Genomic DNA, 14976 nt, shown 5'->3' on the forward strand with positions numbered 1-14976 from the left:
CCATAGGGACCACGCATTTCTTCCATATGACCCATTTGTTTCCTAGAGGTTAACCGCAACGTCGGAGGGTGGTACCCGGGCGGCCGGAATACCTCGTGCGGGGGTTACGGTGGTCGCGTGGACAACAGGGATGCAATCGGATCGTGGCTGTCGGGGCCGCGTGCCGCCGCTGAGCAGATGGGCGTGGATCTCGGGTACCGCGGTGAGCGGCTCGGCCTGCCCGAGGAGGGGCCGGGGTCCGTCGCGCCGATCGGCCGACGGCTGGTGGCGGTGTTCGTGGACTGGATTCTGTGCGTGGTGATCGCATACGGCCTGATCGCGCACCGTGACGTCCACGCGGCCAACTCGTGGGCCCTTGCCGTCTTCGGTGTGGTCACCGTGCTGGGCGTCGCCCTGGCGGGCAGCACCCCGGGCAAGCTGCTGATGCGGCTGCGGGTGGTACGGCTCGACGGCCGCCGCCTCGGCCCGGGTGCGGCGGTGATCCGCACCGTGCTGCTGCTCCTCTTCCTCCCGGCCGTCGTCTGGGACCGCGACACCCGCGGCCTGCACGACAAGGCCGCGAAGTCGGTGGAGGTGCGGTTCTGAGTCCGGGGTTTCCGGACCGGCGACCGGGGTTTCGGACATACGGGTGAGGCCCGGGACCAGTGCGGTCCCGGGCCTCACCCGTGGATGTGACTACCCCTGACCCGTAGCCGTGAGAAGCGCGAGAGGACGGCTCAGCGGCCCTTCGGCATGCGCATGCCGCCGCGGGGCATCGGGCCCTTGGGGATCGGCATGTTGCTCATCAGATCGCCCAGCGCCCGCAGCCGGTCGTTGACCTCGGTGGTCTTGGGGCCGCTCAGCGCGCGGGGGAGCCGCAGCAGGGTGGTGCGGACCTTCTTCAGCGGGAGCTCGCCCTCACCGGTCCCGATGATGTAGTCGTGCACCGGCACGTCGTAGACGACCCGGGCGACCTTGCGCTTCTCGGCGGCCAGCAGGCTCTTGACCCGGTTGGGATTGCCCTCGCCGATGAGGACGACGCCGGCCTTGCCCACCGCGCGGTGGACCACGTCCTGGCTCTTGTTCATCGCCACCGCGGGCGTGGTCGTCCAGCCCCGCCCGACGTTCTGGAGCACGGCCGCGGCGGCGCCCGGCTTACCTTCCAGCTGCCCGAACGCGGCCCGCTCGGCACGGCGGCCGAAGACCACCGCCATCGCGAGGAGGGCCAGCAGAAAGCCCAGAATGCCCGCGTAGACGGGGTGATCGATCAAGAAGCCGAGGGCGAGGACGACACCGAAGGTGACGATTCCCACAGCCGCAATGACAAGCCCGATCTTGGAGTCGGCCTGCCTGGTCATCTTGTAGGTCTGAGCGATCTGTGCCAGTCGCCCAGGGTTCTCGGATGTTTCCTTCCTCGCCATGCGGCACAGGATACGTGGCCTGGCGGTACGCCGTCACGGCGGCTGCGGACGGCCGGGTTCAATCCGCCGCGCCGCCTTCTCGCCTCCGCGCGCTCAGGCCCGGTGCAGCCGGCTCAGTCCCGTACGGCGTCCCGAACGCCGTCCCGAACGGCGCTCGCACGGACGCCGCTCACCAGGGCGTTCATCTCGTACTCCGCTTCCCGCCGGTCCTTGGCGCGCTGCCGGTCCGCGACCACGGCCGCCCACGCGTTCCGGCGGGCGGTCCGCTGGCCACCGCGCAGCAGAAAGGATTCGACGGCCCGCAGCGCACCGGCCACAGGAACGTGCGGGTGAGGAGCCTGCATGGACTCGGACGACATGGCGCCCCCCTCACATGGTCAGAAGGCAGCGGAAACCGCTGTTATGTGAAACCAGCCTTGCCACAATGTGTTACCAGCCGGTGACCAGTCGGTCAATCTCACATGAAAGCGTCCACGCGCCAAAAGCGGCACGACCGAAACCGCCGTACGGATCGCCCGTTCGGCGGGGTGCGGCCGGTTGTACGCGATGCCCGGGACCGATCCCCGGGTGCGTCCGTGCGACGCCCGGGGACCGGGGCGCCGCCCCGCGCTCAGCTCGCCGCCAGCTCCTGCCGACGGTCGATCGCCTGCTGGAACAGCCGCCCCGCACGGTAGGAGGACCGCACCAGCGGCCCCGACATCACACCCGCGAAGCCGATCTGCTCGGCCTCCTCCTTCAGCTCCACGAACTCCGCGGGCTTCACCCACCGCTCCACCGGGTGGTGCCGCACCGACGGCCGCAGGTACTGCGTGATCGTGATCAGCTCGCACCCCGCGCCGTGCAGGTCCCGCAGTGCCTGGCTGACCTCCGCCCGCTCCTCACCCATGCCCAGGATCAGGTTGGACTTGGTGACCAGGCCGGCCGCGCGGGCGCGGGTGATGACCTCCAGCGAGCGCTCGTAGCGGAAGGCCGGGCGGATGCGCTTGAAGATCCGCGGCACCGTCTCCACGTTGTGCGCCAGCACCTCGGGGCGGGCGCCGAAGACCTCGGCGAGCTGCGCGGGCTCGGCGTTGAAGTCGGGGATGAGCAGTTCGACCTTGGTACGGCCGCCCGGCCGCTCGGCGGTCATCGCGTGGATCCGCCGTACCGTCTCCGCGTACAGCCACGCGCCGCCGTCCTCCAGGTCGTCGCGGGCGACGCCGGTGACGGTGGCGTAGTTGAGGTCCATGGTGAGCACGGACTCGCCGACGCGGCGCGGCTCGTCGCGGTCGAGCGCGGCCGGCTTGCCGGTGTCGATCTGGCAGAAGTCGCACCGCCGGGTGCACTGGTCGCCGCCGATGAGGAAGGTCGCCTCGCGGTCCTCCCAGCACTCGTAGATGTTGGGACAGCCGGCTTCCTGGCAGACGGTGTGCAGACCCTCGCTCTTGACGAGTTTCTGCATCTGCGTGTACTCGGGGCCCATCTTCGCCCGGGTCTTGATCCACTCGGGCTTGCGCTCGATGGGGGTCTGGCTGTTGCGGACCTCCAGGCGCAGCATCTTGCGTCCGTCGGGTGCGACTGCAGACACGACCGGCTCCCTATGACTTCGATTCTTCGGCGAACACCAGGGTACGCCCGTGGTTCACACGCCCCGAAACGGTGTAACCAGCAGCGTCGAGGGGGAATTCCCGCCACCGCGGTCCCGCCCGCCGCCGGCCCCGCCGTCCGGGGCGCTAGACGGCCCGCGGCAGCGGCACCGTCGTCTCCAGCACCCGCGTCAGATGCTTCTCCACCACCGGCAGCACCTCGGCCACGGCGACCCGGCGGCCGAGTTCCGCCGAGAGCGAGGTCACGCCCGCGTCCCGGATGCCGCACGGCACGATCCGGTCGAACCAGGTGTTGTCCGGGTCGCAGTTCAGCGCGAACCCGTGCATCGTCACACCCTTGGCGACCCGGATGCCGATCGCCGCGAGCTTGCGGTCCTCGCGGCGCTGGCCGGCGTTGGAGGGCGCGTACTGCGGGCCGCTCAGCCGCGGGTCGAACTCCTCGTCCGCCAGCCGCGGGTCGAAGTCCAGGGTGAGGCCGCCGCTCCGCTGCTCCACGGGATCGCCGAGCACCCACACCCCGCTGCGTCCCTCCACCCGCGTGGTCTCCACGCCGAAGTCCGCCGCCGTACGGATCAGCGCCTCCTCCAGGCGGCGGACGTGGGCCACCACGTCGACCGGCCGGGGGAGCTTCAGGATCGGGTAGCCGACGAGCTGGCCGGGGCCGTGCCAGGTGATCTTGCCGCCGCGGTCGACGTCCACCACCGGGGTGCCGTCGAGCGGGCGCTCGTTGTCGGCGGTACGGCGGCCCGCGGTGTAGACCGGGGGGTGTTCGAGCAGCAGGCAGGTGTCCGGGACTTCCTCCGCGAAACGCGCCGCGTGCACCCTTCGCTGCTCCTGCCACGCCTCCTGGTACTCCACGGCGTCGGCCCCGAACCCCAGGTGGACGAAGTGCAGCTCACTCACGACGACTCCCCATCCGTACCCGGTCGTGCCCGTGCCCCGCGTGCGCGATCCGCGCCCCACTCACTGTACGGCGGCGGGCACCGCGATCCGCCGCCGCCGGTGGGGGAGCCGCTGTGGCCCTCGCCATACCGCCGCGGTGCGCCCCCCGACCCAGGTGGTTTACCCCGCAATGTGCGCTGTTGTAGTTCATTCGGGTGATTATGCGGCTCTTACGGTGAACTTCCCGGCACTGACCGTTACATTCGCGCCGATCCTGAGACCCACCCAGAGGAAGTTGGGCCGCACAACCGATGACGGACCGTTCCACGCAGCGAAACCCGGACCGCACGCCGGACACCATCCTCCGCCCCGCCCCCACCCGAACCCCCGCCCGAACTCCCGGCCCCGCCCCTGTCCCGAGCCCCGTCCCGCTCTCCGTCCCGACCGCCGTCCCCACCCCGGTCACCGCCGGGCACCGGGCACCGCCGTCCGCCCCGCCGACCCGTACCACCCGGCACAACACCCGGCTCGCCGCACTGATCGCCGAGGCCGGCTTCTCCAACGCCGGGCTCGCCCGCCGGGTCGACCAGCTCGGCCTGGAGCACGGCCTCGACCTGCGCTACGACAAGACCTCGGTGACCCGGTGGCTGCGCGGACAGCAGCCGCGCGGAGCCACGCCCGCGCTGATCGCCGAGGTCTTCACCCAGCGGCTCGGGCGCCGCCTGTCCCCACCGGACCTCGGGCTCGACTCCTGCGCGCCCGTCTACGCGGGCCTGGAGTACGCGGCGTCACCCGAAGAGGCGGTGGACATCGTCAGCGGGCTGTGGCGCAAGGACACCGGGAACCCGGCGGAGCTCCGGAAGATCACGTCCACCCCGGCCGGCCTGGTCGTCCCGAGCCGCGACTGGCTCATCGGGCGGGCCGACGACTCGGTGGCGCGCGTCGGCGGAGCGGGCGGTGGTGCGACCGGTGGTGGGGGTGCCCCGGCCCCGGCCGGCGTCGGCGACCTGGCCGCGCGGGTGCCCGGGCAGAGCAGGGGCCACACGAGCCCGGGCCGCGCCGGGCCGGGCACCGCCGGCGGGAAGTCCTCATCCCTGCCCGGTTTCCACGCCGGCGCGGCACGCGGCAGGATCAGCGCCGGTGACGTCGCCGCGGTACGGGCCGTCGGCGACCTCTTCCGCACCCTCGACCACGCCTACGGCGGCGGCCACGCCCGCCAGGCCCTCGTCCGCTACCTCGAGTACGAGGCCGAGCCCATGCTGCGCGGCAGGTACGGGGAGAACACCGGGCGGGGGCTGTTCGCCTCCGTCGCCGAACTGACCCGGCTGGCCGGATGGACGTCGTACGACATCGGCGCCCACGGCATCGCCCAGCGCTACTTCGTCCAGGCGCTCCGGCTCGCCCAGGCGGCGGGCGACCGGGTGTACGGCGGCTATGTGCTCGTCACCATGAGCCGCCAGGCGGTCTACCTCGGGCACGGGCGCGAGGCCGTCCAGCTCGCGCGGGTCGCCCAGCAGGGCGTCGGTACCGGCGCGCCCGCCGTCGCACAGGCACTCCTGCACGCCGCCGAGGCCCGCGGTCACGGGCTGCTCGGGGACGTGCGCGCCTGTACGGCCGCGCTCGTGCGGGCGGAGCGCGCGCTGTCCGTCGCGCGGGGCGGCGACGAGGTGCCGCCCTGGGCCCGCTTCTTCGACGAGGCGCAGCTCGCCGACGAGTTCGGGCACTGCCACCGCGACCTCCACCAGCACCGGCTCGCCGCACGGTACGCCGAGCGGTCCCTCCAGTTACGCCCGGTCGGCTACGCCCGCAGCCGCCTCTTCTGCCGTACGGTGCTCGCCTGCGCCCGCCTCGGCCTCGGCGAGGTGGACACGGCGGGCGCGCTCGGCCTGGAGGTGGTGCAGCAGGCGGCGGACCTGCGATCCGCTCGTGCGGCGGAGTACGTGCGGGATCTGGTGCGGCGGTTCGAGCCGTACCGGAACGTGGGCGTGGTGCGGGCGTTCCACGAGCGGGTGGGGGCGTTGGGCCGTTAGGGCCGGTCCCCGCGACGCTACGCCGCCTCCCGCCGCTCCGGTCCCGGGGCAGGCGCCGCCAGGTCCCGCAAGGCGCTCAGTGCGGCCCGCCGCCCCGACAGCAGGGCGCCCTGGACCGTGCTCGTGTCCCGGTGGCCGCCGCACACGTAGAGCCCGGACAGCACCCGTACCGGACGGCGCAGGTCGTGCGGGGCGGGCATGGCCGCCACGGCGTCGGGGTCGGTGTGCACGGCGAGCAGTTCCCAGCCGTCGGTGGAGGTCTCGTACAGCTCGGCGAGGTGGGCTCGTACGGCCTTGTCGCCGTCGCCGTCCGGGGACGGGCCGAGGATGACCGAGGTGACCAGGGCGTGCCCGGCCGGGGCCCTGGTGGGGTCGACCGCGCTGGCCGGGAAGGTGTGCGAGACCGGGCCGAGGCGGTCGGCGTCGAGTACGAGGACGGGTTCGCGCACCGGTGCGGCGGGTGCCGCGTGGTGGACGACGGTGACCTGGTGGAAGGCGGGCACCCGCAGGCCGGGCAGCAGGTCGCTCGCCGTTCGGGCGTCGGTGGCCACCACCACGGCCCGGCACGGGAGTTCGCGGCCGTTCTCGGTACGGACCGCGTTGACGGCGACCTCCGTGACGCGGCTGCCGAACCGTATCGTTCCCGGTGGCAGCGCCGCCGCCAGCCGCTCGGGCACGCTCGCCGCGCCGGCCGCCGGCAGGCACGTACGACCGCGGGCGAAGCCGCGCAGCACCAGGTCGGCGACGCGGCTGGAGGTGGTCAACTCCGGATCGCACAGCAGGGCGGCCAACAGTGGGCGCAGGAAGCCGTCGACCGTGCGGGGTGCGAAGCCGCGGGCGGACAGCGCCTGGGCGGCGGTGGTCTCGGGGCGGGCGGCGAGCCGGGAGGCGGGCGTGGCGGCGAGGCGGTTGAGGGTGGTGCCGAGCCGTGCCTTGTCCAGGGTGGAGCCGATCGGTGCGCGGGCCGAGCTGAACGCCGCGCGGGCACCGCGCGGATCGCCCACCCGGTAGCCGCGTCCGGCGGCGCGGACCAGGGCGCCGGGCGCGAACGGGGCCAGCGGCAGGGCGCGCAGGTCCGGCGTGCGCCGCAGCTCCGGGTAGCAGGTGTTGAGCAGATGGGCGCCGCGGTCCAGCCGGAAGCCGTCCACCGTCTCGGTGGCCATGCGGCCGCCGACCCGCTCGGCGGCCTCCAGCACGGCGACCGTCAGGCCGCCGCCGATCAGATGGTGGGCCGCGGAAAGTCCGGCGAGTCCCGCGCCGACCACGACCACGTCCACGACGGCCGCCGCGTGATGACGGCGTACTGGTGCGAGCACGATGCCCCTCCCCCAGATCGGGTCCGATCCCCCGCTCGCGCCGCCCGACCGTGCCGGCCTCCGGCAGGCGCTGGTAGTGGTCATGCCCTCAACAAAGGCAATCGATGCGGCGCGCACCGGAGCAATCCGGCCCTTCTCGGACCGTATACGGTCGGGGTCGGGCAACATCCGGTCACGCTTCGCCTGTCCCCTGCGACGGGTGTTACACCTCGCTCAGCGCCGCGGCGATCGCCGCGTCGATCCCGGGGTGGGCGAACGTGAAGCCCGCCTCCAGCAGCCGCCTGGGCCGTACCCGCTGGCTGCCCAGCACGTCCCCGGCGAACTCGCCGAGCGCCAGGCGCAGCACGGACGCCGGGACGGTGGCGAGGGTCGGCCGGTGCAGGACCCGGCCCATCGCCGCGGTGACCTCGCGGTTGGTGAGCGGTTCCGGCGCGGTCAGGTTGACCGGGCCGGACAGCGCCGGGGTGTCCAGGGCGTACCGCAGCGCCGCGATCTCGTCGTGCAGCGCGATGAAGCTCCAGAACTGCCGCCCGTCGCCGAGCCGCCCGCCGAGCCCGGCCTGGAAGATCGGGAAGAGCCGGCCCCAGGCGCCGCCGTTCCTCGCCACCACCAGGCCGGTGCGGGCGCACACGGTGCGGATGCCCGCCGCGCGGGCCGGGTCGGCGGCGGCCTCCCACTCCTGGACCAGGTCGGCGAGGAAGCCCTGGCCGGCCGGGCTGTCCTCGTCCACCCAGTCGTCGCCCGTGTCCCCGTAGTAGCCGATGGCCGAGCCGCACAGCAGCACCCGCGGCGCCGGGGCCAGTGACGCCGCGGCGCGGGCGATCGCGGCGGTGCCCAGCACCCGGCTGTCCCGCAGCACCTTCTTGCGGGCCTCGGTCCAGCGGCGGTCGCCGACGCCCGCGCCCGCGAGGTGGACGACGGCCTCGCACCCCGCGAGGCCTCCGGTGTCCACGGTGCCGGCCGCCGGGTCCCACCGGACCTCGCCCGGCCCGTCCGGCGGTCGCCGCACCAGGGTGACGACGTCGTGGCCGTCCGTGACCAGCGACCGGACGAGAGCGGAACCGATCAGCCCGGAGGCGCCGGTGACAGCGATACGCATGCGGTCATTCTCGCGTGCCCGGTGACGCCGGGTCAGGCGGCACGCGCACAGTGATCGTACGGCGTCGGTCCGTGTGCGTAACCGTCCGTACCGCGTCCCGTGTCCTGACGCGTCAGCCGAACCGCGCCCACAGGTGCGGGAAGCGGGCCGCCATCGCCTGCTCGTCGTCCAGGTCCAGCGGCTCGCCCTCGGGCGCCTCCGGCTGCGGCAGCTCCAGATCCGGCAGCCGGACGCCGGTGAGCCGTTCGTACGCCTCGTCGGCCGCGTAGCCCAGATCCTCCGCGTCGCCGTCGGTCTCCGGGTCGAAACCGGCGGCCAGCGCGGCCAGATCGTCCGGGGCGTGCAGGGCGCCCTCGAAGACATGGCGGCCCTGGCCGATCAGCCAGCAGCGGAAGTAGTCGAAGGACTCGTCGTCGGCGCCGCCCAGCATGATGTCGGCCGCGCCCCACAGGTCCCACCGGAAGGCGCGGACGAAGCGCGTCTCGAAGTGCCGGGCGAAGTCCACCACGGAGTCCGGGTCGAGCTGGGTCAACCGCTCGATCAGCAGATCGGCGTGGTCCTCCGGATCGCCGCCCGCGGCCTCACGCGTACCGTCGACGATCTCCCAGAACTCCGTCTCGTCCATCACGCGTCCAGCTTCCCGGTTGCCGCCCCTCCACGCACGCGCGGCACCCCGGACACGCCGTGTCGTTACGGACCGGTCGGAGGGGCGCCGGTCCGGGAGGGCGGCGCCCGGCGCCCGCCGCGGAGGTTCAGCGCCGTGCCGGGCTCAGTTGGTACAGGACCGTGCGACGCAGGGGGCGAAAGCCGAGCGCCGTGTTGACGGCGAGCATGTGGCGGTTGTCGTCGGCGTTGTCCGTCGTGATCTCGGTGAGGTGCGGGTGCCGCTCGCGCACCAGCCGGAGCATCTCGGCCTTGATCCACAGGCCCAGGCCGTGGCCGCGATGGGCCGGCAGGACCGCGGTGCTGTACTGCTGGGCGCGGGGGGCGGCGTCGGCGGGCAGCACCAGTTCGGTGTAGCCCGCGATCGAGCCGTCGGCCTCGCACCGGGCGGCCACCGTCAGCAGGCGTTCGCCCCGGCGGGCGACGGCCTCGGCGACCTCGCGGACCCTGGCCACATCCCAGCGGGCCTCGCCGATGTCCACCTCGCCGGTCGGCATGTCGGCCATGCCCTGGTGGGCGCGGACCAGGCTTTCGGCGAGGCCGTCGGGTACCACGCCCTCCCAGGACGTCAGCCGGTAGCCGGGATGCGCGGCCGACGGCAGGCGGTGGACCCGCTCGGGCACCTCGTCGAGGGCGAGGCGCAGCCAGGTCAGCCGCAGCGCCGGGAGGAAGTCGCGGGTGGCCAGAAAGCCCTCCGCGGCCGTGCCGGCTGTTACTTCGGTGATGAGGCTGCGGCAGCCCGCGTCGGTGGCCGCCCCGGTGACCGTGGACAGCAGCCGGGAGCCGGTGCCGAGCCGCCGGTGCGCGGGGTGGACGGTCACGTCGAACCGGGCGAGGTGGCGCTGCTCGTGGAAGAGCCGCAGCGTGGCCGTCGCCACCGGCTCGTCACCGGAACCGCGGACCAGCCACAGCACCAGCCGGCTGCGGCTGCCCGCCGCCGTCAGCCGCGCCTCGACCGCCGCCTGCGACGGCACCGGTTCCCCGGGCCGGTCATGGGCGAGGGCCGCGGCCTCCACCTGGTGCCAGGCGCGGAAGTCATCGGGGACGGGTGCTGTCAGCGGGCGTGGGTCGGCGGGCATCCGGGGGACCGTAGCGGCTGGGCGCGAGGGCTCGCAATCGTTTTCCAGTCGCCGGCCCTGTGGCCGAACACGGCGGACGGCCGCGCGTGGCACCCCTACAGCCACCCGCGACCGCCCCACCGGACCGGGCGGAGCACCCGGTCGGAGTGCTACAGCCCGTACCGCTCCGCCGCCTCCTTGACCGTCTCCGGCTTGACGTCGCCGCGCCGGGCGAGCGCGGCCAGCGCCTGGACCACCACCGACTGCGGGTCGACACCGAAGTACCGCCGGGCCGCCGCACGGGTGTCGGAGAGACCGAAGCCGTCCGTGCCGACCGATGTCCAGTCCTGCTCGACCCAGGGCGCGATCTGGTCGGGCACCGCCCGCATCCAGTCGCTGACCGCGACCACCGGACCGGGCGCACCGGCCAGCGCGCGGGTCACGTACGGCACCCGCTCCTCGCCGCGCAGCCGCGCCGCGTCGCACTCCAGCGCCTCGCGCCGCAGTTCGGTCCAGGACGGTGCCGACCACACGTCGGCCGCCACACCCCACTCCTCGGCGAGCATCCGCTGCGCGTCCAGCGCCCAGTGGATGGCGGTGCCGGAGGCGAGCAACTGGAGCCTGGGCGTGTCCTCGGCGGCCGGCGCGGCCTCCTGGAAGCGGTACAGGCCCTTGAGGATGCCTTCCTCCACACCGGGCGGCATGGCGGGCTGTACCTTCGGCTCGTTGTAGACCGTCAGGTAGTAGAAGATGTCCGAGTCCTCGTCGGCGGAGCCGGGACCGTACATCCGCCGCAGGCCCTCGCGGACGATGACCCCGACCTCGTACGCGAACGCCGGGTCGTAGCTGATCGCCGCCGGGTTGGTGGAGGCGATCAGGTGCGAGTGGCCGTCCGCGTGCTGGAGGCCCTCACCGGTCATCGTGGTCTTGCCCGCGGTCGCGCCGATGATGAACCCGCGGCCCAACTGGTCGGCCAGCGCCCAGAACTGGTCGCCGGTCCGCTGCCACCCGAACATCGAGTAGAAGATGTAGAACGGGATCATCGGCTCGCCGTGCGTGGCGTACGACGTGGCCGCGGCGGTGAAGTCGGCGAGCGAACCGGCCTCGGTGATCCCCTCGTTGAGGATCTGGCCGTCCTTCGCCTCCTTGTAATAGAGCAGTTGGTCGCGGTCGACCGGGTCGTAGGTCTGCCCCTTCGGCGAGTACAGGCCCGCCGACGGGAACAGCGACTCCATACCGAAGGTGCGTGCCTCGTCGGGGACGATCGGCACCCACCGCTTGCCGGTCTCCTTGTCCCGCATCAGGTCCTTGACCAGCCGGACGAAGGCCATCGTGGTGGCGATCTCCTGGCCGCCCGAGCCCTTCGCCAGCGGTGCGTACACCTTGTCGCCGGGCAGCGGCAGCGGCTTGGCGACCACCTTGCGGGCGGGCGCGGGACCGCCGAGCGCGGCGCGCCGCTCGCGCAGGTAGCGCACCTCGGGCGAGTTCTCGCCGGGGTGCCAGTACGGGACCAGGTCCGCGTCCAGCGCGCTGTCCGGTATGGGAAGCTCCAGGAGATCGCGCATCGTGCGGAACTGCGCGCCGGTGAGCTTCTTCATCTGGTGGTTGGCGTTGCGGGACTCGAAGCCCGCGCCGAGCGTGTAGCCCTTCACGGTCTGCGCGAGGATCACCGTCGGGCCGCCCTTGTGGTCGACGGCGGCGCGATAGGCCGCGTAGACCTTGCGCTGCTCGTGGCCCGCCCGCGAGGTGTGGAAGAGTTCCAGCAGCTTGGCGTCGGTGAGCCGGGTGCCGATCGTGCGCAGTGCCGGGTCGGCGCCGAAGAAGTGGTCGCGGACGTACGCCGCGTCGCGGGTGGCGTACGTCTGGAACTGGGCGTCCGGGATCTCGCCGAGGCGCTGGAGCAGAGCACCGTCGGTGTCCTGCGCCAGCACCTCGTCCCAGGCGCGGCCCCACAGGGCCTTGACCACGTTCCACCCCGCGGCGCGGAACTGGGACTCCAGCTCCTGCACGATCTTGAAGTTGGGGCGGACCGGGCCGTCCAGCCGCTGGAGGTTGCAGTTGATCACGAAGGTCAGGTTGTCCAGACCCTCACGGCCGGCCAGCGCCAGGGCGGCGGTCGACTCCGGCTCGTCCATCTCGCCGTCGCCGAGGAAGGCCCACACGCGGGAGGCCGAGGTGTCCTTGATGCCGCGGTGCTCCAGGTAGCGGTTGAACCGGGCCTGGTAGATCGCCGACAGCGGGCCGAGGCCCATCGAGACGGTCGGGAACTCCCACAGCCACGGCAGCCGCCGCGGGTGCGGGTACGAGGGCAGGCCGTCGCCGTTCGCCTCCTGGCGGAACCGGTCGAGGTGACCCTCGGTCAGCCGCCCTTCGAGGAACGCGCGGGCGTAGATGCCGGGGGAGGCGTGGCCCTGCAGGTAGAGCTGGTCGCCGGAGCCGTCACCCTCCTTCCCGCGGAAGAAGTGCTGGAAGCCGGTCTCGTACAGCCAGGCAGCCGAGGCGAAGGTGGCGATGTGGCCGCCGAGGCTCTGCCGGCTGCCGCGGGTCACCATGGCGGCGGCGTTCCACCGGTTCCAGGCGGTGATCCGGGCTTCCATCGCCTCGTCGCCGGGGTATTCGGGCTCGGCGGAGGTCGGGATGGTGTTGATGTAGGGCGTTTCCAGCAGTGAGGGCAGTGCGATCCCGTCGCCGGCGCTTTCCAGCGTCTGGCGCATCAGGTACGCGGCCCGGTGCGGTCCCGCGGCCTTGGCCACGGCGTCGAGTGACGCACGCCATTCCGCGGTCTCTTCTGGGTCCCGGTCGGGGATCTGGTCGAGCTGACTCAGCCGTGCTTGTCGTACGGCGTCGGGCATGGGTGGCCGCCTTCCGAACGGAGGGAGGAGGGGGTGGAGCGGATGAGTCGGCAGACAGGGTTCGCTCCCCGCCTTCCACGGTACGCCGCCGATCGATGATCGATCAATGGGTTCCGGGCAGGAAAATCGCAGGTGGCACGGGGTGTCAGCCTTGAGGGCACCGAGTGTCAGGTCTGCGTCACCTTAGAAATGCTGGTCGCAGCGGTGCGTGACACTTACGTGACACCTACGTGGTGCTCGGGCTACACCTGCGGCGCGCAACTCAGCACGTGGGATTTGATGAGCTCGCAGATCGCCGGGTCCTCCCGGACGAAGGCGTCCAGGATCTCCTGGTGGTCGGCCGCGTACGCGCGCGGCGCGGGGCTCAGCCACCGGATGGAGAGAGTCGTCCAGACCTCGATGCCCAGCGACTCCCAGGCGTGCAGCAGCACGGCGTTGCCGGCCGCCCGGACCACTTCGTGGTGGAACGCCACCGTGTGCCGTACCTGTGCCTCGCCGTCCAGCGCCGCGTCGGCGGCACGCAGGGCCTCGACCTCGTGCTCCAGCGCAGAGGGGTCCGCCGCCAGCCGCGTGGCGGCCAGCTCGGCCGCCACCTGCTCCAGGCCCGCCCGGACCGGATAGCTCTCCTTGAGGTCGGCCGCCGTCAGGCTGCGCACCCGTACGCCCTTGTTCGGCGCCGACTCGATCAGCCGCAGCGTCTCCAGCTCCCGCAGCGCCTCCCGCACCGGGGTCTGGCTGACCTGGAGCTCCACCGCGATCCGCCGCTCCACGATCCGCTCGCCCGGCTTCCACCGCCCGCTCACGATGCCTTCGAGGATGTGCTCGCGGATCTGCTCGCGCAGGCTGTGCACAACCAGATGCGAGGCGGCGGCAGAACCCATGGGGGGCACTCCTTCACGGTTTGCGTGACATAGACGATACGACGGGGACGCGATGGCGACTCCCCATCCGCGCGGGGTGAGCGCGTCGCGGGTGGCGGCCGACACGACGGCGCCCCCGTCCCGGCGATCAGCCGGAACGGGGGCCCCGTACCCCCGTAGTGCCACCAGGGGGCGGTCAGAGGCCGAGCTCGACCTCGAACTCGCCCGCCTCCAGGATCTCCTTGACCGCGGTCAGATAGCGGGCCGCGTCGGCACCGTCCACCAGCCGGTGGTCGTAGGAGAGCGACAGGTACGTCATGTCCCGGATGCCGATGACCGTGCCGTCGGCGGTGTCCACGATCACCGGGCGCTTGACGGTCGCGCCGATGCCGAGGATCGCCGCCTGGTTCGGCGGCACGATGACCGTGTCGAACAGCGCGCCGCGCGAGCCGGTGTTGCTGATCGTGAAGGTCGCGCCGGCCAGGTCGTCCGGAGTGATCTTGTTGGACCGGACGTTGCCCGCCAGTTCCGCGGTCTTCTTGGCGATACCGGCGATGTTGAGGTCGCCCGCGCCCTTGATGACCGGGGTCATCAGACCCTTCTCGGAGTCCACCGCGATCCCGATGTTCTCGGAGTCGAAGTAGGTGACCGTGCCCTCGTCCTCGTTGATCCGGGCGTTGATCGCCGGGTGGGCCTTGAGCGCCTGGGCGGCGGCCTTGACGAAGAACGGCATCGGGGAGAGCTTCACGCCCTCGCGGGCGAGGAAGGACTCCTTGGCCTTGCCGCGCAGCCGCATGATGCGGGTGACGTCCACCTCGACCACGGTGGTGAGCTGCGCCTGCGAGTGCAGGGCTTTCATCATGTTGTCGCCGATGAGCTTGCGCATCCGCGTCATCTTGACCGTCTGGCCGCGCAGCGGGGAGACCGCGGTGGCGGCCTTCGGCGCGGCGGCGGCCGGCGCGGCCGGGGCAGCGGCGGCGGCCTTGGCGGCCTCGGCGGCGGCGAGCACGTCCTGCTTGCGGATCCGGCCGCCGACGCCGGTGCCGCGTACCGAGCCGAGGTCCACGCCGTTCTCGGCGGCGAGCTTGCGGACCAGCGGGGTGACGTACGCGCCGACGGCCGGGGCGGCGGCGGGAGCCGCGACCGGGGTGACCGGAGCAGGAGCCGGCGCCGGGGGGGCCGGCGGCGGGGTGACCTGCTGCGGCGCCGGGGCCGGCGCGGGGGGAGCCG

At 72.8% G+C, this 14976-nt stretch carries 13 protein-coding genes; 2 read left to right on the forward strand and 11 right to left on the reverse strand.

What is annotated here, in order from left to right; translation table 11 throughout:
• Positions 1–117: 117 nt before the first annotated feature.
• Positions 118–585 (forward strand): RDD family protein, encoded by a 468-nt coding sequence (locus VIW71_RS25535; RefSeq protein WP_331624992.1) that lies wholly within the window; start codon positions 118–120, stop codon positions 583–585.
• A gap of 131 nt (positions 586–716) precedes the next feature.
• Here the strand turns inward: VIW71_RS25535 and VIW71_RS25540 are convergent, their stop codons facing one another.
• The 4 genes from VIW71_RS25540 to lipB form a co-directional block, all read right to left on the reverse strand.
• A complete protein-coding gene (locus tag VIW71_RS25540) occupies positions 717–1400 on the reverse strand; it encodes a DUF4191 domain-containing protein (protein WP_331624993.1) in 684 nt (227 codons plus the stop codon).
• 113 nt (positions 1401–1513) lie between these two features.
• Entirely contained in the window at positions 1514–1744 is a 231-nt protein-coding gene (locus tag VIW71_RS25545) for a hypothetical protein (protein ID WP_414720847.1), read from the reverse strand.
• A gap of 266 nt (positions 1745–2010) precedes the next feature.
• Entirely contained in the window at positions 2011–2967 is a 957-nt protein-coding gene (gene lipA, locus VIW71_RS25550) for a lipoyl synthase (RefSeq protein WP_331624995.1), read from the reverse strand.
• Between the two features lie 145 nt (positions 2968–3112).
• On the reverse strand, positions 3113–3889 hold the full coding sequence (gene lipB, locus VIW71_RS25555; protein ID WP_331624996.1) for a lipoyl(octanoyl) transferase LipB: 777 nt from the start codon (positions 3887–3889) through the stop codon (positions 3113–3115).
• Between the two features lie 290 nt (positions 3890–4179).
• On the opposite strand from lipB, the gene VIW71_RS25560 reads away from it, so the two are divergent.
• The gene (locus VIW71_RS25560) at positions 4180–5898 is read left to right on the forward strand and encodes a regulator (RefSeq protein ID WP_331624997.1); all 1719 of its coding nucleotides are present in this window, start codon (positions 4180–4182) and stop codon (positions 5896–5898) included.
• Positions 5899–5915: 17 nt separating this feature from the next.
• Here the strand turns inward: VIW71_RS25560 and VIW71_RS25565 are convergent, their stop codons facing one another.
• From VIW71_RS25565 to sucB, 7 genes are all read right to left on the reverse strand, one after another.
• Complete coding sequence (locus tag VIW71_RS25565; protein WP_331624998.1) at positions 5916–7214, reverse strand: NAD(P)/FAD-dependent oxidoreductase; 1299 nt, start codon at positions 7212–7214, stop codon at positions 5916–5918.
• A 202-nt stretch (positions 7215–7416) separates the two neighbouring features.
• Entirely contained in the window at positions 7417–8313 is an 897-nt protein-coding gene (locus tag VIW71_RS25570; protein ID WP_331624999.1) for a TIGR01777 family oxidoreductase, read from the reverse strand.
• A gap of 112 nt (positions 8314–8425) precedes the next feature.
• On the reverse strand, positions 8426–8938 hold the full coding sequence (locus VIW71_RS25575; protein ID WP_331625006.1) for a DUF4240 domain-containing protein: 513 nt from the start codon (positions 8936–8938) through the stop codon (positions 8426–8428).
• Positions 8939–9065: 127 nt separating this feature from the next.
• Positions 9066–10055 (reverse strand): GNAT family N-acetyltransferase, encoded by a 990-nt coding sequence (locus VIW71_RS25580; protein ID WP_331625000.1) that lies wholly within the window; start codon positions 10053–10055, stop codon positions 9066–9068.
• Between the two features lie 149 nt (positions 10056–10204).
• Complete coding sequence (gene aceE / locus VIW71_RS25585; protein ID WP_331625001.1) at positions 10205–12886, reverse strand: pyruvate dehydrogenase (acetyl-transferring), homodimeric type; 2682 nt, start codon at positions 12884–12886, stop codon at positions 10205–10207.
• A 242-nt stretch (positions 12887–13128) separates the two neighbouring features.
• Positions 13129–13767 (reverse strand): GntR family transcriptional regulator, encoded by a 639-nt coding sequence (locus VIW71_RS25590; RefSeq protein WP_331625002.1) that lies wholly within the window; start codon positions 13765–13767, stop codon positions 13129–13131.
• Between the two features lie 175 nt (positions 13768–13942).
• Positions 13943–14976: 2-oxoglutarate dehydrogenase, E2 component, dihydrolipoamide succinyltransferase (gene sucB, locus VIW71_RS25595; RefSeq protein ID WP_331625003.1), on the reverse strand; the 1034-nt coding region annotated here is incomplete at its 5' end.

Origin of the sequence: Streptomyces sp. (genome assembly GCF_036524955.1) — a bacterium.
GTDB lineage: Bacteria > Actinomycetota > Actinomycetes > Streptomycetales > Streptomycetaceae > Actinacidiphila.

Bases quoted from the DNA above. Each gene is read 5' to 3' on its own strand.
- VIW71_RS25540 (WP_331624993.1), bottom strand. From the start codon at position 1,400: ATGGCGAGGAAGGAAACATCCGAGAACCCTGGGCGACTGGCACAGATC.
- VIW71_RS25545 (WP_414720847.1), bottom strand. From the start codon at position 1,744: ATGCAGGCTCCTCACCCGCACGTTCCTGTGGCCGGTGCGCTGCGGGCC.
- VIW71_RS25560 (WP_331624997.1), top strand. From the start codon at position 4,180: ATGACGGACCGTTCCACGCAGCGAAACCCGGACCGCACGCCGGACACC.
- VIW71_RS25570 (WP_331624999.1), bottom strand. From the start codon at position 8,313: ATGCGTATCGCTGTCACCGGCGCCTCCGGGCTGATCGGTTCCGCTCTC.
- VIW71_RS25575 (WP_331625006.1), bottom strand. From the start codon at position 8,938: ATGGACGAGACGGAGTTCTGGGAGATCGTCGACGGTACGCGTGAGGCC.
- VIW71_RS25580 (WP_331625000.1), bottom strand. From the start codon at position 10,055: ATGCCCGCCGACCCACGCCCGCTGACAGCACCCGTCCCCGATGACTTC.
- aceE (WP_331625001.1), bottom strand. From the start codon at position 12,886: ATGCCCGACGCCGTACGACAAGCACGGCTGAGTCAGCTCGACCAGATC.
- VIW71_RS25590 (WP_331625002.1), bottom strand. From the start codon at position 13,767: ATGGGTTCTGCCGCCGCCTCGCATCTGGTTGTGCACAGCCTGCGCGAG.